The sequence below is a fragment of the Pseudomonas sp. PvP001 genome, from assembly GCF_040546375.1.
Taxonomy (GTDB): Bacteria; Pseudomonadota; Gammaproteobacteria; order Pseudomonadales; family Pseudomonadaceae; genus Aquipseudomonas; species Aquipseudomonas coleopterorum.
Genome location: NZ_JBEPNQ010000001.1, coordinates 2,602,794 through 2,623,062, shown reverse-complemented (window position 1 = coordinate 2,623,062; position 20,269 = coordinate 2,602,794). Strand labels below are relative to the sequence as shown.

Sequence of the window (20,269 nt, the reverse complement as noted above, 5' to 3'; positions counted from 1 at the left end):
GTGGCCGCGAAACGGTCACCGCGGTACATCAGGTTTCACGGCGGCGCGCTTTTCGCGGCCACAGACCGCTCCTACGAAGTCAGGGTGTCGTTCACTGCTTGGCGACGTCGGCCCCTTCCTTCAGGCCTAGGTCAGCCAGTGCCTTGGCAGCGACCTTGGCGGGCAGGGGAATGTAGCCATCCTTGACCACGACTTCCTGGCCCTGCTTGGACAGCATCAGCTTGACGAACTCGGCCTCCAGCGGTGCCAGCGGCTTGTTCGGCGCCTTGTTCACGTACACATAGAGGAAGCGCGACAACGGGTACTTGCCGTTCAGGGCGTTCTCTTCGGTGTCTTCGATGAACTCGCTGCTGCCCTTCTTGGCCAGCGGCACGGTCTTCACGCTGGCTGTCTTGTAGCCGATGCCCGAGTAACCGATGCCGTTCAGCGAGCTGCTGATCGACTGCACCACCGAAGCCGAGCCTGGCTGTTCGTTCACGTTGGGCTTGTAGTCACCCTTGCACAGGGCTTCTTCCTTGAAGTAGCCGTAGGTGCCGGACACCGAGTTGCGACCGAACAGCTGCACCGGCTTGTTGGCCAGGTCGCCGGTCACGCCCAGGTCGCCCCAGGTTTTCACATCGGCCTTGGCGCCGCACAGGCGGGTGGACGAGAACACGGCGTCGACCTGCTCCATGGTCAGGTGCTGGATCGGGTTGTCCTTGTGCACGAACACGGCCAGGGCGTCGACGGCCACGGGAATGGCGGTGGGCTTGTAGCCGTATTTCTGTTCGAAGGCCGCCATTTCGGTGTCCTTCATCTTGCGGCTCATCGGACCCAGGTTGGCGGTGCCCTCGATCAGCGCCGTGGGCGCGGTGGCCGAGCCTGCTGCCTGGATCTGGATGTTGACGTTGGGGTATTCCTTCTTGTAGTTCTCGGCCCACAAGGTCATCAGGTTGGCCAGGGTATCGGAGCCGACACTGGACAGGTTGCCCGACACGCCGGTGGTCTTGACGTAGGCAGGGATGGAAGGGTCAACGGCGGCTACCGCATTGGCCGTGGCAACGCCAGCAGCGACAAAGGTCATGGCGGCCATCAAACGCGTGAGTTTCATGCCTTGCTCCTAGCAAATCCAGAAAAGGGTGTTGAATCGGCGCTCAGTATCGGTGGGCCGTGCGAACACTCTATGAAAGGATTGTGACAGTAGGATGAATGGCCATCATCCCCGGCGGGACCCCTTTCGCCGGTAGAACCGGCGAACGGGGCCGTCGGAATCAGCGCTTCTTGGCCATCAGGTAAAGCCCGCACACGAAGCCGATCACGCAGATCGCTGCCACATAGTAGGACGGACCCATGGGGTTGGATTTCATCAGCAGGGTAACCGCCATCGGCGTCAGGCCACCGAAGATGGCATAGGCCACGTTGTACGAGAACGACAGGCCGGAGAACCGCACCACGGCCGGGAAGGCCTTGACCATCACGTACGGCACCGCGCCGATCACGCCCACGCACAGGCCCGTCACCGCATACAGCGGGAACAGCCAGTCGGGGTGATCGTGCAGGCTGTGGAACAGGGTCCACGAGGTGGCCAGCAGGGCAAGGCTGCCGAACACGAACACCTTGCCGGCGCCGAAGCGGTCGGCCAGCGCGCCCGAGCCGATGCAGCCCAGGCTGAGGAACACGATCGCCAGGCTGTTGGCCTGCAGCGACTGCTTGGGGGTGAAGCCGTAGAGGGTCTGCAGGATGGTCGGGGTCATCAGGATGACCACGATGATCCCCGCCGACAGCAACCAGGTCAGTAGCATGGAGATGGCCACCGCTCCGCGATGGTCGCGCAGCACCGTGCGCAGCGGCACTTCGGCGGCCAGTGCCTTGCGTTGCTGCAGCTCGGCGAAGACCGGGGTCTCATGCAGCCAGCGACGCAGGTACACCGACGCCAGACCGAATACACCGCCGATAAGGAACGGGATCCGCCAGGCGTAATCCGACACCTCGGCCGGGGTATAGATGCTGTTGATGGCCGTGGCCATCAGCGACCCCAGCAGGATCCCGCTGGTCAGGCCGCAGGTCAGCGTGCCGCAGGCATAGCCGACGTTGCGCCCCGGCACGTGCTCGGAAACGAATACCCAGGCCCCAGGCACTTCACCGCCGATGGCCGCTCCCTGGATCACGCGCATCAGCAACAGCAGGATCGGCGCGAAGATGCCGATCTGCGCGTACGTCGGCAGCAGACCCATGATCAGGGTCGGCACGGCCATCATGAAGATGCTCAAGGTAAACATCTTCTTGCGCCCCAGCAGGTCGCCGAAGTGCGCCATGATGATGCCGCCCAGCGGACGCGCCAGGTAACCGGCGGCGAAGATGCCGAAGGTCTGCATCAGCCGCAGCCATTCGGGCATGTCGGCGGGGAAGAACAACTTGCCCACCACGGCGGCGAAGAATACGAAGATGATGAAGTCATAGAACTCAAGTGCACCGCCCAGGGCGGACAACGAAAGTGTCTTGTAATCACTGCGGGTCAGCGGACGCGAAGGCGGAGCGATACTCGAAGGCGCGGCGGTCATTTGATGTTCTCTTATATACAAATCCACAGCTTTGTTGCTGTTTAGGGTTTGGCAGTGCAAGCACGATAGCAAATTGCTAGAAAAAGCACATGGCCTGTATTGGCAAACGCAGTAATTGAACAGCGAACGGTCGTTATAGCGGTTCTGCGCCTATATACTGGGCGTTATTGAAGGGTTTTGTGCGAAAGCGCAGCTAGCGTTGTAGCCGATTTCGCAGAGGTACCCTGTGTGCGCCAGTTGAAAGAAAAGCCGTGTAGGCTTTTGTCATTGGCGACGATCGATGCGCCACTCCAATAAAGCGTCACGGGTCAGAGGCCCCCCCGGCATGATTGAACTCGAACAAGAAGATCCCATTCCCCAAGGCGACCTGGCCTTGCAGATCACCGCGCTGCCGCGCGAAACCAACGGCTTCGGCGATATTTTCGGCGGCTGGCTGGTTGCCCAGATGGACCTGGCCGGCACGGCCATGGCCAGCAAGGTCGCCGGAGGGCGCGTAGCGACGGTGGCCATCGATCGCATGGCCTTCCTGGTCCCGGTCGCTGTCGGTGCGCAGTTGTCCTTCTATACCCAGACCCTGGAGATCGGCCGCAGCTCGATCCAGATGATGGTCGAGGTGTGGAGCGACGATCCGCTGTCCAGCGAATGGCGCAAGGTCACCGAGGCCGTGTTCGTGTTCGTCGCCATCGACGGCAGCGGTCGCACCCGCGCGGTACCGCCGCGGCGCTGATGAACCCCCAGCGCGTCACCCGACTTTTTGAACCCATAGCGAGAACTCTACATGTCTGAGCCGCAGGTCGAATCGGTCAAGCTCGATGAACTCAATTGCTGGCGCATCAGCACCGATCAGGCCGAGCTGCTGATCGCGCAGCAAGGCGCCCAGGTGATCAGCTACCAGCGCCACGGCCAGCAGCCGCTGATCTGGCCCAACCCCGCTGCCTTCTACAAATCGGGCAAGGCCGTTCGCACCGGCGTGCCGGTGTGCTGGCCGTGGTTCGGCAATCTGGCCCGCAACCCCGAGTCGGTGCAGGCCATGCGTACCGCCACCGACGAAGCGCCCGCTCACGGCCTGGTGCGGACGGTGGACTGGGAGTTGCTGGGCATCGACCAGCTCGAATCGGGCATCAAGGTCGAATTGAGCGTACCGCAGGCCGCTCGCGGCGAACTGCCGGGATGGCCGCACAAGGTCGAGGTCAAGCTGTGCGTGGTGCTCGGGGAGACCCTGGAGATCACCTTGCACAGCCGCAATCTGGACGACCATCCCGTGACCCTGAGTCAGGCGCTGCACAGTTACTTCGCCGTCAGCGACGTGCGCCAGGCCACAGTCGAGTGCCTGGGCGGCCTGACCTACATCGAAACCCTGGACGACTGGCAGCCTCGCCAGCAGGCCGGCGTGCTCGGGTTTGCCGGCGAGACCGACCGGATCTACCTGAACACTCCGGCGCAGCTGAGCTTCGTCGACCCGGGCTGGCAGCGTCGGGTAACCCTCGCCTCCACCGGCTCGCGCAGTGCAGTGGTGTGGAACCCATGGACCGCACGGGCCGCAGCCTTGCCGGACATGGCCGACGACGGCTGGCAGGGCATGCTGTGCATCGAGACGGCGAACGTCTGGGACGACATGGTCACACTGGCGCCAGGCGCGGCCTGTGCCATGGGTGTGAGGTTTACTGCTTCACAGCTTTGATCTTTGCAGGCAGGTCTGGCCTCTTCGCGGGTAGAACCCGCTCCCACAGGTAATCACGTTGACCTGTGGGAGCGGGTTCTACCCGCGAAGAGGCCAGACCTGCAACTTCATAACCTCACAAACTCACAAACTCACAAATCCGACTCCTTCACCACCCTCACCTTCTGCGCATCCAGCGCATAGGCCGCATCGGCCAGGTCATTGCTGACCTTCTCCACCTTGACCTTGCCCGTCACCCACAACGGCGTGTAGATATCGGCCAGTTTCAAGCCCTTGGGGTAGCGCACCAGAATCAGCTGGTTCGGCGGCGGTGGCGGCACGTGGATGCAGGCGCCCGGATACGGCACCAGGAAGAACAGCGTGCTGTTGCCCTTGGCATCGCTTTCCAGCGGAACGGGGTAGCCGCCGATGCGGATGTCCTTGCCGTTCATGGCCGCCACCGTCTTGGTGGAATACATCACGGCGGGCAGACCCTTGGCCTGCTTCATCCCGCCCTTTTCGGTGAAGGTGCCCTGCGCCTCGGGCGAGTCGTGGTCGATTTCGGGCATCCGCTCCAACGCCTCCTGATCGGCCTTGGGCATCAGTTGCAGCCAGTCGGTTTCCGGCAATTCAGCGTGCGCAGTGGCTGCAGCGAATACGAGGCAGAGCAGGAGAAATCGGCGCATGGCAGGGCCCAGAATGGAAGGTCGGCCATTCTACCCACAGCCCGGATACGACGCAGCCCCCATCGAGGCGAACTCGAGGGGGGCTGCAATACCCGCGGCGTGATACCCGTGGCGTCGCCACAGGCATCGAACGCAGTGGATCAGCGCTTCTTGCTGATCATGCCGTAGATCACCAGCAGGATGATCGCACCGACCAGGGCGCCGAGGAAACCGGCACCTTCGCCAGCCTGGTAGATACCCAGGGCCTGACCACCGTAGGTCGCGGCCAGGGAGCCGGCGATACCCAGCAGAATGGTCATGATCCAACCCATGCTGTCATCGCCAGGCTTCAGAAAACGAGCCAGCAGACCAACGATCAAGCCGATGAAGATAGTCCCGATGATTCCCATGATGTTCCCTCTGATATGAACAGGCTTGATGCCAGGGCTCGATAGCGGCCTTGGCGTACAGCCATCAGAGGGTTGCGGGTCGGCAATGGTTCCTCAACCCGCGATCAGGGCCTGCACTTCGGCGATCTGGCGCCGCAACGTGGCGCGATCGGCACTGCGCACGGTGGCATGACCCACCTTGCGGCCAACCTTGAACGCCTTGCCATAATGGTGCAGATGGCAATCGTCGATGGCCGCTACCTGCGCTACCGCCGGGACCTCACCGATGAAGTTGAGCATGGCGCTCTCGCCGACCTTGGCAGTCGAGCCCAGCGGCAGACCGGCCACGGCCCGCAGGTGGTTCTCGAACTGGCTGCACTCGGCGCCTTCGATGGTCCAGTGCCCGGAGTTGTGCACCCGTGGCGCGATTTCGTTGGCCTTGAGGCCGCCGTCCACTTCGAAGAATTCGAATGCCAGCACGCCGACGTAGTCGAGCTTTTCCAGCACCCGGCCGGCATAGTCTTCGGCCAGACCCTGCAGCGGGTGCGCGGTGCTGGCCACCGACAGGCGCAGGATGCCGGTCTCGTGGGTGTTGTGCACCAAGGGGTAGAAGCGGGTCTCGCCATCACGGGCACGCACGGCGATCAGCGACACTTCGCCGGTGAAGGGCACGAAGCCTTCGAGCAGGCACGGCACGCTGCCCAGTTCGGCGAAGGTGCCCGCCACGTCGGCAGCGCTGCGCAGAACCTTCTGGCCCTTGCCGTCATAGCCCAGGGTGCGGGTCTTGAGGACGGCAGGCAGGCCGATGCTGGCCACCGCAGCGTCGAGATCGGCCTGGGACTGGATGTCGGCGAACGTCGGCGTGGGAACGCCCAGGTCCTTGAACATGCTCTTCTCGAACCAGCGATCGCGCGCGATGCGCAGCGCGTCGGCACTGGGGTACACCGGGACGAACTGCGACAGGAAGGCCACCGTCTCGGCGGGCACGCTTTCGAACTCGAAGGTGACCAGGTCGACCTCGTCCGCCAACTGGCGCAGATGATCCTGGTCGCCGTAGTCGGCCCGCAGGTGCTCGCCCAGAGGCGCGGCACAGGCATCGGGGGCCGGGTCCAGGAAAGCGAAATTCATCCCCAGGGGGGTGCCGGCCAGGGCCAGCATGCGGCCCAGCTGGCCGCCACCGATTACACCGATCTTCATATCAAAGAACCTCAGGCCTGACGCGGGTCGGGATTGTCCAGAACGTTGTCTGTCTGCTCGGCGCGGAACGTTTTCAGCGCAGCGTGGAACTGCGGGTGCTTGGCGCCCAGGGATGCTGGCCGACAGCAGCGCGGCGTTGATCGCCCCGGCCTTGCCGATGGCCAGTGTCGCCACCGGAATGCCGGCTGGCATCTGCACGATGGACAGCAGCGAGTCGACGCCCGAGAGCATGGACGACTGCACCGGCACGCCCAGCACCGGCAGGTGCGTCTTGGCCGCGCACATGCCAGGCAGATGCGCCGCGCCACCGGCGCCGGCGATGATCACCTCGATACCGCGGCCTTCGGCCTCGTCGGCATACTGGAACAGCAGGTCCGGGGTGCGGTGGGCGGAAACCACCTTGACCTCGAAGGGAATACCGAGCTTTTCCAGCATATCGGCGGTGTGGCTAAGGGTGGACCAATCGGACTTGGAGCCCATGATCACGCCAACCAATGCACTCATCGTCGAGCCTCTTCTCTTGGGCGCCCGCGGGCGCGTCAAAAAACAACAAGCCACGCAGGAAGACCGGCGTGGCTTGTTATACGAATAATGGCCGGAGCAGACCGGCCGAAGGCCGCGCAGTATACCGTAAGAATGAAGATTTATTGCAGCCATCTTGACCGGTCGTCAACTGGCTGCGGAGCACGATTTTATTGACTTTGAGGTCAGTGAAATCGGCGGTGAATGCTTCGCGGCCACAGGCCGCTCCTACAGGAATCGCGATGGCTTTTCGTAGGAGCGGCCAGTGGCCGCGAAGGCAGCACCGCCGACTCGAGTCAGGCACTGCCCGCCGCCGCACCCTCCAACCGCTTCCACAGCAGTCGGACATTGGCCTTGCGCACCAGCGCGCAGCGATACGCGCGGATCTCCAGCGGCACGTGCCACTGTGGCCCGCCACACACCACCAGCTCGCCGCGAGCCAGCTCGGCGCGCACGCTCAGGCGTGGCACCCAGGCGATCCCCAGCCCCTCCAGGGCCATGCTTTTCAGGCTGTCGGCCATGGCGGTCTCGTACACCGTGGTGTAGCGCAGGCTGCGCTGGCGCAGCAGCAGATTCACCGAACGCCCAAGAAACGCCCCCGCGGTGTAGGCCAGCAGCGGGATGCTGCCCTCGCCTTCCAGGTCGAACAACGGTTGGCCCTGGGCGTCGCTGGCGCAGATGGGCAGCATCTCGGTGGTGCCCAGGTGCAGCGAAGGAAATATCTCCGGGTCCATCTGCATGGCCGAATCGGGATCGTAGAAGGCCAGCATCAGATCGCAGCCGCCCTCGCGCAGCGCATGCACCGCATCACCGACGTTGGTGGCAATCAGGCGTGTAGCGATGGGCAGACCTTCGTTGCGCAGCTTGGCGATCCAGCCGGGAAAGAAACCCAAGGCCAGCGAATGCGCTGCGGCCACCTGCATCACTTCGCCCTGCCCGCCTTCCAGGTGATGCAGGTGACGCAGTACCTCACCCAGTTGATCGACCACCGTGCGTGCCGTGACCAGAAAAAGCTGACCGGCCTCGGTCAACTCGATCGGCGTGCGCGACCGGTTCACCAGGGTCAGGCCCAGCGCCGCCTCCAGGCTGCGGATGCGGCGGCTGAACGCTGGCTGGGTAACGAAGCGGCGCTCGGCCGCCTGCGAAAAGCTGCGGGTAGCCGCCAGGGCGCTGAAGTCTTCCAGCCATTTGCTTTCCAGGTTCATGTCGGTTCTCGTTTCATGGATTCACCCGCGTGCAACGGCCTGACGCGCCCATGCGATCCCTTGTAGCAGCGGCGCAAGCCGCGTCAGCGGACAACACCGGGATCACCTGAATACGCCGGATCGCCCTGGCACGTCACATTAGCCATTATGCCGATTATGCATACCCCAGCAAGCATCAGCATTAGCCGGAAATTCTCTGCAGGCCTAGGATTGCCAGCATTCCGGTGGTTACCGGGCCCCTACAGAGACTTTCTCTATCATGTCCTCCGCTGCATCACTGCGCACTGAAAAAGACCTGCTCGGCGTTCTCGAAGTCCCGGCTGAAGCCTACTACGGCATTCAAACGCTGCGTGCCGTGCACAATTTCCGCCTCTCCGGCGTGCCGTTGTCGCACTACCCAAAGCTCGTCGTAGCCCTGGCCATGGTCAAGCAGGCGGCGGCCGATGCCAACCACCAGCTGGGTCATCTCAACAGCGCCAAGCATGCGGCAATCAGTGAAGCGTGCGCCCGTCTGGTGCGCGGCGATTTCCACGATCAGTTCGTGGTCGACATGATCCAGGGTGGCGCCGGTACGTCCACCAACATGAATGCCAACGAGGTGATCGCCAACATCGCCTTGGAAGCCATGGGCCATCAGAAAGGCGAGTACCAGTACCTGCACCCCAACAACGACGTGAACATGGCGCAGTCGACCAACGACGCCTACCCGACCGCCATTCGCCTGGGCTTGCTGCTGGGCCACGACGCCCTGCTGGCGAGCCTCGACAGCCTCATCCAGGCGTTCGCCGCCAAGGGCGTGGAATTCGCCCACGTCCTGAAGATGGGCCGCACCCAGCTGCAGGACGCCGTGCCCATGACCCTGGGCCAGGAATTCAAGGCCTTCGCCACCACGCTGACCGAAGACCTCAATCGCCTGCGCAGCCTGGCGCCGGAACTGTTGACCGAAGTGAACCTGGGCGGCACCGCCATCGGTACCGGCATCAACGCCGACCCGGGTTATCAGGCCCTGGCCGTATCGCGCCTGGCCACCATCAGCGGCCAGCCGCTGGTGCCTGCCGCCGACCTGATCGAAGCGACCTCAGACATGGGCGCCTTCGTGTTGTTCTCCGGCATGCTCAAGCGCACTGCGGTGAAACTGTCGAAGATCTGCAACGACCTGCGCCTGCTGTCCAGCGGCCCACGCACCGGCATCAACGAAATCAACCTGCCGGCGCGCCAGCCAGGCAGCTCGATCATGCCCGGCAAGGTCAATCCGGTGATTCCCGAGGCCGTCAACATGTGCGCCTTCGAGATCATGGGCAACGACCTGGCCCTGACCATCGCCGCCGAGGGCGGTCAGTTGCAGCTCAACGTCATGGAACCGCTGATCGCCTACAAGATCTTCGACTCCATCCGCCTGCTGCAGCGGGCCATGGACATGCTGCGCGAACACTGCATCGTCGGCATCACGGCCAACGAACAGCGCTGCCGCGAGCTGGTGGAACACTCCATCGGCCTGGTCACGGCGCTGAACCCCTACATCGGTTACGAAAACGCCACCCGCATCGCCCGCGTCGCCCTGCAGACAGGCCGCGGTGTGCTGGAGCTGGTGCGTGAGGAAGGCCTGCTGGACGACACCATGCTGGCCGACATCCTGCGCCCGGAAAACATGATCGCGCCGCGCCTCGTGCCCCTGAAGGCCTGAGCCGGCCGTACGCTCACCAGGTCGAGGGACTAGACACCTCTCACCTTTTGAGGGCTCCGAGAGCAATTTCGGAGCCCTTTTTTTGTGCCGCTGTAACGCCCTGGGTCAGACATCCCACAAGATGAATATGCCCAGTCCTATGCACCAAAAAGCTGCGCGGCCTTGCACCTATGGGTATAGTGCCGCCCTTTTGAACTTGACGAGGTAACCCCCATGCTTGAAGTCATCAACGACTTCCTCTCGGGAAAAGTCCTGATCGTGCTTATCGTCGGCCTCGGTGGCTATTTCACCGTGCGCTCGCGCTTCGTCCAATTGCGCCACTTCCTGCACATGTTCAGTGTGTTCCGCGACAGCCTGCGCAACAGTTCAGACCAGCTCAGCTCGTTCCAGGCGCTGATGCTCAGCCTGGCCGGTCGAGTCGGCGCCGGTAACATCGCAGGTGTCGGCATTGCCGTGACCCTGGGTGGCCCGGGCGCGGTGTTCTGGATGTGGGTCACCGCCTTGGTGGGCATGGCCAGCAGCTTCTTCGAATGTACCCTGGCGCAGGCCTACAAGCGCTGCGACCCCGACGGTCAGTACCGTGGCGGGCCTTCGTTCTACATCCAGCATGGCCTGGGCAAGCGCTGGCTGGGCATGGTCATGGCGGTATTGCTGCTGGTGACCTTCGGTTTCGCCTTCAACGGCCTGCAATCGCACGCGGTCACCAGCTCGCTGAACGATGCCTTCGGCCTGTCCACCACCTGGACCGGCGTGGGCCTGGCTGCCTTGCTGGGGCTGGTGTTCTTCGGCGGGATCAAGCGGATCGCGGCGGTCGCCGACCTGCTGGTGCCGGTCAAGACCCTGGCCTACATCGCCGTCAGCCTGTACGTCATCGTGCTGCAGTTCGACCAGGTGCCGGAAATGCTCGCCACCATCGTGCGCAGCGCCTTCGGCCTGGACCCGGTGTTCGGCGGCCTGCTCGGCAGCGCCATCGTCATGGGTGTGAAACGCGGCGTGTTCGCCAACGAAGCGGGCCTGGGCAGTGCGCCCAACGTGGCCGCGGTGGCGCAGGTCGAGCATCCGGTTGCCCAGGGCGTGGTGCAGGCGTTCAGCGTCTTCCTTGACACCTTCGTGATCTGCACCTGTACCGCACTGGTAATCCTGCTGTCGGGTTTCTACACGCCGGGCTTCGAAGGCGATGGCATTGCCCTGACCCAGAAATTCGCTGGCCAACGTGGTGGGTGAATGGGGCCGGGTGTTCATCAGTGTCGCCTTGTCGCTGTTCGTGTTCACCTCGATCCTCTACAACTACTATCTGGGTGAGAACAGCCTGCGCTTCCTCATTGGCGACAACCGCAAGGCCGTGCTGGTGTACCGCGCGATCGTGCTGTTGCTGATCTTCTGGGGCGCCATCGAAAACCTGGAGACGGTGTTTGCCTTCGCCGACATCACCATGACCCTGCTGGCCTTCGTCAACCTGATCGCCCTGGCGATGCTGTTCAAGATCGGTCTGCGCCTGTTGCGCGACTACGATGCGCAGCGCAGTGCCGGGATCAAGGTACCGGTGTTCGATGCCCGGCAGTTCGCTGATCTCGACCTGGACCCCAAGGCCTGGCCGGTGCCGAATCCTTCGGCCGCCAGCGAGAAGGCCCAGGCCGCCCAGCCCGTCCAGCGTTAAGGAGCCATCGGCATGAGCATCGCATCCCCTGCCCGTCACGTACGGGTGCTGTACACCGGCGGGACCATCGGCATGCAGGCCAGCGCCAATGGCCTGGCTCCGGCTTCGGGCTTCGAGGCGCGCATGCGTGAACAGCTTGGCGCCCAGCCTGATCTGGTGGTGCCGAAATGGAGCTTCGAAGAGCTGCTGCCGCTGATCGACAGCGCCAACATGACGCCGGCCTACTGGCAGCGTCTGCGCCAGGCCGTGGTGCAAGCGGTGGATGAACAGGGTTGCGATGCCGTACTGATTCTGCATGGCACCGACACATTGGCGTACAGCGCGGCAGCGATGAGTTTCCAGCTGCTGGGGCTCAAGGCACCGGTGCTGTTCACCGGGTCCATGCTGCCGGCCGGGGTTGCGAACAGCGATGCGTGGGAGAACGTCAACGGCGCCCTGGGTGACCTCGCCCGCGGCCTGGAGGCGGGTGTTCATCTGCATTTCCACGGCGCATTGCTGCCGCCGACGCGCTGCGCGAAGGTGCGCAGCTCGGGGCGCAATCCGTTTGCCGCTCTGCGCCGCACCGGTGGCGCAGCCAGGGCTGCGTCGTTACCCGAGGCGCTGGATTACCGCCAGCCACGCCAGCCAGCCAACATCGGCGTGGTGCCGCTGTATCCCGGTCTGGGCGCGCCGCTGTTGCAGGCCGTTCTGGACAGTGGGGTCCAGGCCTTGCTGCTCGAATGCTATGGCAGCGGCACCGGGCCGTCCGACAATGCGTCGTTCCTGGACACGCTGCGAGCGGCCCACGAGCGCGGCATCGTGGTGGTGGCGCTGACCCAATGCCAGGAAGGCGGGGTCGAACTGGACGTGTATGAAGCCGGTAGCCGTCTGCGCGATGCAGGCGTGCTCTCCGGCGGCGGCATGACCCGCGAGACGGCCCTGGGCAAGCTGCACGCCCTGCTCGGTGCCGGTCTGCCCGTGGCAGAGGTCCGTCGCCTGATGGAGCTCGACCTGTGCGGCGAACTCGCCTGATCGAATCCCAAGCATGTCCTTCGCAGCCAATGACCGCTCCTACGATCCCGTAGGAGCGGTCATTGGCTGCGAAGGACGTGCTGCGGTGCTGCTGTCACTCAGCAGCCAGTCAGCCTTTCCACCCGCGCTTCGCCGGGGAAGAACCACGGCCGCAAGCGAACGCCAACGCTGTTGCCGATGAACGCGGCAACCAGCCATAGCCAGCCGTGCAGGCTCCCGGATGCGATACCGCTGAAGTACGCGCCGATGTTGCAGCCATAGGCCAGACGCGATCCATAGCCCAGCAGCAACCCGCCGATCACGGCAGCCACCAGTGACCTGCGCGGGATCTTCAGGCTCGGTGCGAAATGACCTGCCAGGCCTGCCGCCAGCAATGCACCCAACACGATTCCGATGTCCATGACACTGGTGATGTCCTCCCACACCGGCGCGGCCAGCGCCTTGGCATTGGCCGCGGCCTGCCAGAACGCCCAATTGCCCACGTCGACCCCCAGCCCGCTGGCCACTTTTGCGCCCCACAAGGCAAATGCCGAGGTGATGCCCCATGGACGCCCGGCCAACGCCAGTGTCGCGAAGTTCAGCAACGCCAGCGCCACCGCCCCCCACACCAGCGGCCACGGCCCGCGGATGAACCTGTTCGAACCGGGCTTTGCGCTGGTCTCGGGCGTTTCCAGATCCCCATGTCGACGCCGCTCCAGACGTACCGTGACCAGCGCGATCACCGCGAACATACCCAGGCTCAACACCAGCGCCGGCATGACGCCCAGGCTCTTGACGATCGAAATCGCCGGCAGCGATGGCAGGGCGAACCACCAATCCACATGGTGCGTGGCGATCAGCGAGCCGCAGATGAAGAACAGCAGCGTCACCAGCATGCGTGCGTTGCCGCCACCGACGGTGAACAGCGTGCCCGACGCGCACCCGCCACCCAGCTGCATGCCGATGCCGAAAATGAAGGCGCCGAAGACCACCGATAGTCCGGCAGGCGCTACCAGCCCCACCACCGTCTGGCCGAACAGGCTACCTGCGCCCAGTGCCGGGAAGAACAGCAACACGGCCACTGCGAGCATGACCATCTGTGCTCGCAGCCCTGCTCCCCTGCGATCACGGATGAACACCCGCCAGGCCGAGGTGAAACCGAACGCCGCGTGATAAAGCGTCAGACCCAGGGCGGCCCCGACCACCCACAACAGCACTTGCCGAGTACCCACCACGGCCGCGAGAAACACCGCGCCGAGCACCAGCAGCGATACCGCCACCAACGGCGCGCCCATGGCGCGTCGTGGGGCAACAGAAACAGTCGAGCTCATGGAAGCGTCCAGATAGGAAAAACAATCGGCCAGTATAAAAGCTAATACACCGCCGTGCCGGCAGGCCTTGGCCGAAACCGACCGCTGCCGCACTTACCCTTTTGTGAACAACTTTACTGCAACGTTCTTCATGGGGGCCGGTCAGAAACTAGCCAATGATCGTACCGCAAGCCATTTTACTGTATGTAAAACCAGATGACTGGATTCATCTGTGGATAAGGCTGTGCATAAACAGGGGTATAACCCTGTGGATACCTGTGTGGATAATTTCCGAACGGGCACATGGATGCGTTCAACACGACGAACTGCCAAGATGGCAGTCATCCACCACCGGAGCCCGAGCATGTCCGACCTTGCAATTCGTCCTGTCACTGCTGCCGACTATTCCACCTGGCTGAGCCTCTGGCAGGCCTATCAGCGTTTCTACAAGACCGACATCCCCGAAGCCGTGACCCAGGTCACCTGGCAGCGCATGCTAGACGAGGCCGAACCCATCAACGCCGCGCTCGCCTGGCGCGACGGCGTGGCGGTCGGTATGGTCCACTACATCTATCACCGCTCGTGCTGGACCATTGAAAATTCCTGCTATCTGCAAGACCTGCTGGTGGACGATGCGGCTCGCGGCGCAGGCGTGGGCCGCCAGTTGATCGAATATGTCTACGCCACCGCCAAGGCCGCCGGGTGCGTCAAGGTGCACTGGTTGACTCATGAAACCAACGGCACTGCCATCGGCTTGTACCAGCGTGTCGCCGAACAACCCGGCTTCATTCAATTTCGCAAGACACTCTAGGAGCTGCCATGCCTACCTCCGCAATCGACTGGAAGCCTGTCAAGGCACCGGTGGCGACCACCATGAATGGCCGCTACATCCGCCTGGAGAAACTCGACCCCAAGCGCCATGGCGAAGACCTCTGGGAAGCCCTGCAAGGGCCGCAGTCCGACGCGCAGCTGTGGGACTACCTGCCCTACGGCCCGTTCAACGACCTGGAACTGTTCTACATCTGGCTCGATGGCTATGCGATCAGCAATGACCCACTCGGCTTCTGCGTGGTCGACCAGCACACCGGCAAGGCCGAGGGCATCCTCAGCCTGATGTCGATCGTACCGGCGCACGGGCGCCTGGAAGTCGGCCATGTCGCCTTCGCCGCCTCCATGCAGCGCACGCCCAAGGGCACCGAAGCCATCTACCTGGCGCTCAAGCTGGCCTTCAGCCAGGGCTATCGCCGGGTCGAATGGAAATGCGACAACGCCAACAAACGCTCGCGCCGCGCCGCCGAACGGGTCGGTTTCACGCTGGAGGGCGTGTTCCGCCAGCACATGATGGTCAAGGGTCGCAACCGTGACACGGCGTACTTCTCCATCACCGACAGCGAATGGCCCGCGATCGAGGACGCGTTCGAGGGGTGGCTGGCAGCGGACAACCAGCCGGCGTCGGGGCAAGTGAAGGCGCTGGAGCAGTTTCGCGCCGCCGGTTAAATAATTCTGTAAAGACCAGCCGCTATACAGGACGACCTCACTGCCTCCAGGTCGTCCGCTCATGCCGTACTCTCCGCACCGCCTTGCCCTTGCCATCGCACTGCTCACCTTGGGCACGCCGATGTCGGCAGCCTTCGCCAAAGACCTGCAGATCGACACTGCCACCCAGGCGACGCAAAGCCTGAGCGACACCGATCGGCTGATCGTGGGCAAGGCTGGAAGTATCACCGCCAGCACCGAGGCGATCAAGCTCAAGGGTGCGGCAGCGGGCACCGGCGTGGTGGTGGATAACGCAGGCCGACTGATTTCCACCGGGAATCGGGCCATCGACAGCTCCGGCAGCGGCGCCGTACGCAGCTATACCCTGATCAATCGCGCGGGCGGCCTGGTGCAAGGTTCGTCCGACGCCTTTCGCATCAAGGATGACTTCGACCGTGGCGCCATCGTGATCGACAACAGCGGCACGCTGCGCTCGCTGAACAAGCGTGCCATCGATCTGGAGGCGCTGGTAAGCACTGGCATCGCAACCACACTCGACAATCGTGCGGGCGGGCTGATCCGCAGTGAAAAGAACGACGCGATGAAAACCGGCATCAATGCCACCATCACCAATCATGGCGAGATATCCACAGGCGACACCCTGAGCCTGGACGATAAATACGACGGTATCGACGTGGCCGCAGCAACCGGCGTCTCTGTGTACAACTATGGCCTGATCAGCGGTGGTCGCCACGGCGTGACCACCGATGAAGGTGCGCTGCTCTACAACGAAGGCACCGTGATCGGCCGCAATGGCTCCGGCTACGGCTCGGACGGCAATGGCACGGTGATCAACCGAGGCCTGATTTCCGGCGATGTGTCCGGGCTGCAACCCGTGGGCGACGGCGACGGCGTAGACATCGACTACATCGGCCATATCGAGAACTACGGAACCATTCGCGGCACCGGCGCGTCCGGCGCCAAGCCCGGCGACCCGTTGAACGCCAGTGAAGGCATCGCCATGGGCGGTGGCTATATCTTCAATGCCTCGGGCGCCACCATCAGTGGTGCCGACAATGCCATTCTGATCGACGATGGCAGCAACGGTTCGGCCCATGGTGCCACCTACCTGGAGAACCACGGCAGCATCACCGGGCTCAAGGGTTTCGGCGTGCAATTGAATGGCGAGTTTGCCGACACCGTGATCAACGCCGGGACCATCGGCGGCAGCAATGGCCAAGCGCTGCAGATGGGCGCTGGCGATGACAGCTTGACCGTACACAGTGCGGGCCGCTTTATCGGCCTGGTGGACGGCGGCAGCGGCAGCGACCGGGTGAATCTGCAAGGCAATGCCGGCGGCAGCTTCGGCAACAGTCGCAACTTCGAGACGCTGGAGGTGCAGAGTGGTACCTGGACCCTGACCAGCGTCGACGATTTCAGCGCCCAGAGCCGCATTGCCAACGGTGCCACGCTGATCAACCAGGGTAGCATCGCTGGTGCGCTGACCGTGGACCCGGGCGGGGTCTACGCCGGTGGCGGCGCGGTAGGCAATCTGCTCGTCAACGGAACCCTGTCGACCAACAGCCGGCTGGGCACGGCCGTGGTCCGTGGCGACCTGACTCTGGCACGCAGCGCGACGTTGGCATATGGGGTCAACGCCGATGGCAGCAGTGCGCCACTGCGGATTGGTGGTGCGGCCAACCTCGACGGTGCCACTTTGAACATCATACCGAGCAGCGGCGAATATCCTTGGCAGAGCCGCTATACCGTGTTGCAAGCCGGCAGCGTCAATGGCCGCTTCGGTACGGTGACGAGCGATTACGCCTTTCTGACCCCGACCCTGAGCTACAGCGCGACCTCCGTCGACCTCGACTACGCCCGCAACGACATCGCCTTCGCCGACTACGCCACCACTGTCAATGGCGGCAACGCTGCGCGCAGCGTGTCCGCCGTGAGCGGCGGCGCCCTGTATAACGCGTTGCTCGGCACCCGTGCTGCCAGCGCGGGGATGGCCATCGAGCAACTAGCTGGCAGCAGCAATGCCAGCCTGGGTGTTGCGACGTTGGCCGGTACTGCACAGGTCGGTCAAAGCATGTTGTCGGCCATGCGCCAGATGGGCAGCGACGGTGGCCTGCTGGTGGGCCTGCACGAGCGGGACACGCCGGTACTGGCGGCCAATGGCGTGCCCGACCAGGCACGCAACCTGAACGACCCAAATGCCCGTGGCCGGGTATGGATTCAGGCGCTGGGCAGCTACGGCAAGCTTGAGGGCGCACACGGCAGCGATGGCCTTGAGCAACGGACCTCGGGCGCCGTGCTGGGTACCGACTGGGCACTGACGCCGGAGTGGCGCGCAGGTCTGCTGGGCGGTTACTCACGCACCGACCTGGACGCGTCCGGCGTGGACGGCAACGTCGACAGCTGGCACGCGGGCCTGTACGCCATGCGTCAGAGCGGACCTCTGGCCCTGCGCCTAGGCGCGGCGTACAGCAAACATGACGGCAGCAGCAAACGCACGGTCAGCTTCGACGGCTTCAGCGACCGGCCGCAGGGTGACTACGATGCCGACAGCCAACAGGCCTTTGCCGAACTGGGTTACAACCTGGGCAGTGGCCGGCTGAGTGCCGAGCCGTTCGCCAACCTCGGCTACCAGCGCTACAGCCGCAACGGTTACCGGGAAAAAGGCGGCCCAGCGGCGCTGGACGTGGAATCGCAATCCCAGGACAACTTCACCAGCACTTTCGGTGTGCGTCTGGCCCACCTGAGCCAACTGGACAATGGCATGAGCCTGACGCCACGCGGCAGCCTGGGCTGGCGTCACACCTATGGCGATGTGGGCAACAGCACACGCCAGGCTTTCCTGAGCGGCGGCAGTGGCTTCAACGTGGAGGGCAGCGCCCTGGACCGCGACAGCCTGATGCTGGAAGCCGGGCTGGATCTGGGCGTGAGCGCGCGGCAGAGCGTGGGGATTGGCTACAGCGGGGAGTTGGGCAGCAACAGCCGTAATCATGCTTTGGCAGGGCACTGGCAACTGCGCTTCTAATCGACGCGGGATGAGGCAGCCAAGCCCTAGCGGCCAGCGGTCCATCCAAGCCGCCACAATCATCATTCGGTGAACTGCACGCATTTTTGAGAGCCTGCCTGGCGGTGATTCAACCACGCCGCCAGGGTAATACTTTGTGCTACATACAGACCTGACTTGAATCCGTTGGTCAGTAGAAGATGATAAATAATTAAAAACCCTTCGCACCCTCTATTTAACGACTACGCTCACAATGTCATCTACATAACACAACTGCACAACTGCAGCGGGTAGCTGTCGGGCGCAAAAAAGAGGTTTATATGAATATTCATTTTCAAAAACTTGCTCTTGTTCTAACTTTTACACTTATTCTTTTACCCGCACCGACATTCGCTATCGACTGGGGAGAAGGGATACCCAACTTCCAACCTTCCCGGCCCCTGCTCAATGGCCAAGGCCAGCATGCAGCATGGGAAGCGGTGGGTCGATTGACCGTGGAGGGAGGTATGGACTGCACGGGCGCGTTGCTGGACACGCGCCAAACTGGAGCGCCGTCCGACGCACCCGCCTATGTTCTGACGGCGGGTCACTGCACGCATGCATTGAATGATCCGCTAAGTATTATTCATGACGTGGACGCCGAGGGCTCGATAACTTTCAACTATTTCCAAGACACGCAAGCCCAGCGCAAGGTATTCAAAGTCAAGCGTATTACCTGGAGCACCCTTCGAGGGTTGGACATCTCGATCATCGAGCTGGTACCTGACTTGGATACCGTAATAAAGTCAGGCGTTCCCCCCCTCAAGCTCAAAACAGGGCCTTCGCCGGCTCAGCTTCCCATGCTGGTTGTAGGCGCGCCGCTGGCACACCAAGGCGCCGAAGGCTACCTGCGCATGTCCGCCTGCATCGAGCAGCCCAGTGCAGCGGTGGTCGAGCACATATGGGTATGGGTCAACGAACGGAGCAATGGGTGCCATGACATCTACTCCGGGATTTCCGGTTCGCCGATGCTGGACCGTTATACCAATGAGATCATCGGCGTGATCAACACCTCCACATGGGGGAGCAAGTTGTCGCGATGCAGCTTCAATGATCCCTGCGAGGTGGAGAATGGCGTCATCAACAAGAAAACCAATACCAGTTATGGCTCCAGCACTCAAGGGCTGACCGAGTGCTTTTCGGCGGGGCGATTTACCGTCGACTCTGTGAACTGTCCACTCGGCGCGCCGACAACCTTCGTACTCGGTGATGAACCACCGCTGGGCTTCATCAAAGGTGGCGATGGCCCATGGCAATGGAAACAGACCTTTTCGGTAAATGCACCCGGCGTACGCTACAAGTACGTCCGCTCCGCGACAGACTGCGCAGCACTGGAAAACTACTCCGATGCAATACCTGCGACTGGCTTGGTCACAATTTCCAATTCAATGACTCAAGGCCCTGGCATTACCTTTCTCTGTGTCCTTCCTCTGGAAACGCTGATCGGCCCGGTTCGGCCCAATTTTTCCAATAGCGTTGTGATCTTCTATCGCTGGCTTATCAATCAACCACCGCTCATCCCGCCGCAATACACCAGAACTTACCACTCCGAAACCCGCACACATAAATTCGTGTTGGAAGACGTGACTCCGGACCTGGACATAACAGCTTACCGGTACAAGTTCGGCGAGCCCGCACAGTTGAATTGTGACTCCGATGAAGACTACATAAGTATCAATCCCAGATTCCCTATATTCGAGGTTGAAGTCGATTCGCAGCCTGCTGTGGTTTGCATTGCGGGCAAGGACAGGGTCGGCCAAGAGTCGCCTCGTACTTGGCTGCATCTCGCACCCGCCGTGCCACCTGCCAGACCATTGGCATCGACAGGCCGATAGGCATACCGCTTGATCCGGGTCTTTGGAGCCGACTACGGATAAACACAGAGTGCCAGTACCCAGCCCGGCTTTGGCTCA

At 62.8% G+C, this 20,269-nt stretch carries 15 protein-coding genes and 2 pseudogenes; 9 read left to right on the top strand and 8 right to left on the bottom strand.

Annotation, left to right across the window (positions count from 1 at the left end; all coding sequences use genetic code 11):
* Positions 1-91 precede the first annotated feature (91 nt).
* Both ABMD26_RS11910 and ABMD26_RS11905 read right to left on the bottom strand, forming a co-directional pair.
* Positions 92-1,090, bottom strand: coding sequence for a phosphate ABC transporter substrate-binding protein PstS family protein (locus ABMD26_RS11910; protein WP_049860390.1), 999 nt, complete (start codon positions 1,088-1,090; stop codon positions 92-94).
* Between the two features lie 160 nt (positions 1,091-1,250).
* The gene (locus tag ABMD26_RS11905) at positions 1,251-2,540 is read right to left on the bottom strand and encodes an MFS transporter (protein WP_122743021.1); all 1,290 of its coding nucleotides are present in this window, start codon (positions 2,538-2,540) and stop codon (positions 1,251-1,253) included.
* Positions 2,541-2,865: 325 nt separating this feature from the next.
* Between ABMD26_RS11905 and ABMD26_RS11900 the strand changes: the two genes are divergently transcribed.
* Together ABMD26_RS11900 and ABMD26_RS11895 are read left to right on the top strand one after the other, a co-directional pair.
* Entirely contained in the window at positions 2,866-3,267 is a 402-nt protein-coding gene (locus ABMD26_RS11900) for an acyl-CoA thioesterase (RefSeq protein WP_043192132.1), read from the top strand.
* Positions 3,268-3,318: 51 nt separating this feature from the next.
* Entirely contained in the window at positions 3,319-4,221 is a 903-nt protein-coding gene (locus ABMD26_RS11895) for a D-hexose-6-phosphate mutarotase (protein WP_354309697.1), read from the top strand.
* A gap of 131 nt (positions 4,222-4,352) precedes the next feature.
* Here ABMD26_RS11895 and ABMD26_RS11890 read toward each other — a convergent pair whose 3' ends face one another.
* The 5 genes and pseudogenes from ABMD26_RS11890 to ABMD26_RS11870 form a co-directional block, all read right to left on the bottom strand.
* Positions 4,353-4,886 carry a DUF3299 domain-containing protein gene (locus ABMD26_RS11890; protein WP_049860393.1) on the bottom strand — a complete coding sequence of 178 codons (534 nt, stop codon included), beginning with the start codon at positions 4,884-4,886 and terminating at the stop codon, positions 4,353-4,355.
* A gap of 140 nt (positions 4,887-5,026) precedes the next feature.
* Positions 5,027-5,275 carry a GlsB/YeaQ/YmgE family stress response membrane protein gene (locus ABMD26_RS11885; RefSeq protein ID WP_049860394.1) on the bottom strand — a complete coding sequence of 83 codons (249 nt, stop codon included), beginning with the start codon at positions 5,273-5,275 and terminating at the stop codon, positions 5,027-5,029.
* A gap of 93 nt (positions 5,276-5,368) precedes the next feature.
* Positions 5,369-6,451, bottom strand: a complete 1,083-nt coding sequence (locus ABMD26_RS11880) for a 5-(carboxyamino)imidazole ribonucleotide synthase (RefSeq protein ID WP_354309694.1) — start codon at positions 6,449-6,451, stop codon at positions 5,369-5,371.
* An 11-nt stretch (positions 6,452-6,462) separates the two neighbouring features.
* Positions 6,463-6,955 (bottom strand): annotated as a pseudogene (purE, locus tag ABMD26_RS11875) (5-(carboxyamino)imidazole ribonucleotide mutase).
* Between the two features lie 314 nt (positions 6,956-7,269).
* Complete coding sequence (locus ABMD26_RS11870; RefSeq protein WP_056844812.1) at positions 7,270-8,178, bottom strand: LysR substrate-binding domain-containing protein; 909 nt, start codon at positions 8,176-8,178, stop codon at positions 7,270-7,272.
* A 259-nt stretch (positions 8,179-8,437) separates the two neighbouring features.
* Between ABMD26_RS11870 and ABMD26_RS11865 the strand changes: the two genes are divergently transcribed.
* The 3 genes and pseudogenes from ABMD26_RS11865 (at position 8,438) to ABMD26_RS11855 (ending at position 12,530) form a co-directional block, all read left to right on the top strand.
* Complete coding sequence (locus ABMD26_RS11865) at positions 8,438-9,862, top strand: aspartate ammonia-lyase (RefSeq protein WP_090361541.1); 1,425 nt, start codon at positions 8,438-8,440, stop codon at positions 9,860-9,862.
* Positions 9,863-10,075: 213 nt separating this feature from the next.
* A pseudogene (locus ABMD26_RS11860) lies at positions 10,076-11,535 on the top strand (alanine/glycine:cation symporter family protein).
* The gene (locus ABMD26_RS11855) at positions 11,532-12,530 is read left to right on the top strand and encodes an asparaginase (protein ID WP_134722079.1); all 999 of its coding nucleotides are present in this window, start codon (positions 11,532-11,534) and stop codon (positions 12,528-12,530) included. Before ABMD26_RS11860 ends, ABMD26_RS11855 begins: the two are co-directional and overlap by 4 nt.
* A gap of 98 nt (positions 12,531-12,628) precedes the next feature.
* Here the strand turns inward: ABMD26_RS11855 and ABMD26_RS11850 are convergent, their stop codons facing one another.
* Positions 12,629-13,840, bottom strand: coding sequence for a YeeE/YedE family protein (locus tag ABMD26_RS11850; protein ID WP_354309690.1), 1,212 nt, complete (start codon positions 13,838-13,840; stop codon positions 12,629-12,631).
* Between the two features lie 343 nt (positions 13,841-14,183).
* On the opposite strand from ABMD26_RS11850, the gene ABMD26_RS11845 reads away from it, so the two are divergent.
* The 4 genes from ABMD26_RS11845 (at position 14,184) to ABMD26_RS11830 (ending at position 20,191) form a co-directional block, all read left to right on the top strand.
* Complete coding sequence (locus ABMD26_RS11845) at positions 14,184-14,630, top strand: GNAT family N-acetyltransferase (protein WP_122743028.1); 447 nt, start codon at positions 14,184-14,186, stop codon at positions 14,628-14,630.
* An 8-nt stretch (positions 14,631-14,638) separates the two neighbouring features.
* Positions 14,639-15,316 carry a GNAT family N-acetyltransferase gene (locus ABMD26_RS11840; protein WP_134722080.1) on the top strand — a complete coding sequence of 226 codons (678 nt, stop codon included), beginning with the start codon at positions 14,639-14,641 and terminating at the stop codon, positions 15,314-15,316.
* Positions 15,317-15,377: 61 nt separating this feature from the next.
* A complete protein-coding gene (locus ABMD26_RS11835; RefSeq protein ID WP_354309687.1) occupies positions 15,378-18,338 on the top strand; it encodes an autotransporter outer membrane beta-barrel domain-containing protein in 2,961 nt (986 codons plus the stop codon).
* A 299-nt stretch (positions 18,339-18,637) separates the two neighbouring features.
* The gene (locus tag ABMD26_RS11830; protein ID WP_354309685.1) at positions 18,638-20,191 is read left to right on the top strand and encodes a trypsin-like serine peptidase; all 1,554 of its coding nucleotides are present in this window, start codon (positions 18,638-18,640) and stop codon (positions 20,189-20,191) included.
* Positions 20,192-20,269 lie beyond the last annotated feature (78 nt).

What these genes read in the sequence shown, in the direction of transcription:
- ABMD26_RS11870 (WP_056844812.1), bottom strand. Translation starts at nt 8,178, where the DNA reads ATGAACCTGGAAAGCAAATGGCTGGAAGACTTCAGCGCCCTGGCGGCT.
- ABMD26_RS11890 (WP_049860393.1), bottom strand. Translation starts at nt 4,886, where the DNA reads ATGCGCCGATTTCTCCTGCTCTGCCTCGTATTCGCTGCAGCCACTGCG.
- ABMD26_RS11865 (WP_090361541.1), top strand. Translation starts at nt 8,438, where the DNA reads ATGTCCTCCGCTGCATCACTGCGCACTGAAAAAGACCTGCTCGGCGTT.
- ABMD26_RS11835 (WP_354309687.1), top strand. Translation starts at nt 15,378, where the DNA reads ATGCCGTACTCTCCGCACCGCCTTGCCCTTGCCATCGCACTGCTCACC.
- ABMD26_RS11880 (WP_354309694.1), bottom strand. Translation starts at nt 6,451, where the DNA reads ATGAAGATCGGTGTAATCGGTGGCGGCCAGCTGGGCCGCATGCTGGCC.
- ABMD26_RS11905 (WP_122743021.1), bottom strand. Translation starts at nt 2,540, where the DNA reads ATGACCGCCGCGCCTTCGAGTATCGCTCCGCCTTCGCGTCCGCTGACC.
- ABMD26_RS11830 (WP_354309685.1), top strand. Translation starts at nt 18,638, where the DNA reads ATGAATATTCATTTTCAAAAACTTGCTCTTGTTCTAACTTTTACACTT.
- ABMD26_RS11845 (WP_122743028.1), top strand. Translation starts at nt 14,184, where the DNA reads ATGTCCGACCTTGCAATTCGTCCTGTCACTGCTGCCGACTATTCCACC.
- ABMD26_RS11885 (WP_049860394.1), bottom strand. Translation starts at nt 5,275, where the DNA reads ATGGGAATCATCGGGACTATCTTCATCGGCTTGATCGTTGGTCTGCTG.
- ABMD26_RS11895 (WP_354309697.1), top strand. Translation starts at nt 3,319, where the DNA reads ATGTCTGAGCCGCAGGTCGAATCGGTCAAGCTCGATGAACTCAATTGC.
- ABMD26_RS11910 (WP_049860390.1), bottom strand. Translation starts at nt 1,090, where the DNA reads ATGAAACTCACGCGTTTGATGGCCGCCATGACCTTTGTCGCTGCTGGC.
- ABMD26_RS11855 (WP_134722079.1), top strand. Translation starts at nt 11,532, where the DNA reads ATGAGCATCGCATCCCCTGCCCGTCACGTACGGGTGCTGTACACCGGC.
- ABMD26_RS11900 (WP_043192132.1), top strand. Translation starts at nt 2,866, where the DNA reads ATGATTGAACTCGAACAAGAAGATCCCATTCCCCAAGGCGACCTGGCC.
- ABMD26_RS11840 (WP_134722080.1), top strand. Translation starts at nt 14,639, where the DNA reads ATGCCTACCTCCGCAATCGACTGGAAGCCTGTCAAGGCACCGGTGGCG.
- ABMD26_RS11850 (WP_354309690.1), bottom strand. Translation starts at nt 13,840, where the DNA reads ATGAGCTCGACTGTTTCTGTTGCCCCACGACGCGCCATGGGCGCGCCG.